The organism is Desertibacillus haloalkaliphilus (genome assembly GCF_019039105.1).
Classification (GTDB): Bacteria; Bacillota; Bacilli; order Bacillales; family KJ1-10-99; genus Desertibacillus; species Desertibacillus haloalkaliphilus.
Genome location: NZ_JAHPIV010000502.1, coordinates 1 through 346, shown reverse-complemented (window position 1 = coordinate 346; position 346 = coordinate 1). Strand labels below are relative to the sequence as shown.

The window sequence follows — 346 nt, the reverse complement described above, 5'->3', positions numbered from 1 at the left end:
ATCCTAGCCTTCTCGGTGTACTTATTCTTCGCCGGGCATAATAACCCCGGCGGATGCTTCATTGGGGGACTAATGACAGCTTGTGCGCTTCTATTAATGTATCTCGGTTTTGATATGAAGAGCATGAAAAAGGCCTTGCCTTTTAACTATACGACGATCATTGCAGTCGGACTGTTAATTTCAATTGCAACAGGCGTATCTAGTATGGTGTTTGGCTATCCATTTTTAACTCAATTTTTTGAATACTACCAACTCCCTATTTTAGGAGAGACAGAACTGACTACGGCATTGCCATTTGACCTAGGGATTTACTTAGTTGTTGTTGCAATTGCCTTAATCATTATTC

General features: G+C 40.8%; 1 protein-coding gene. It reads left to right on the top strand.

All coding sequences use genetic code 11. From position 1 onward, the window contains the following. Window positions 1-346: Na(+)/H(+) antiporter subunit B (locus KH400_RS23005; protein WP_217228601.1), on the top strand; the 346-nt coding region annotated here is incomplete at both ends.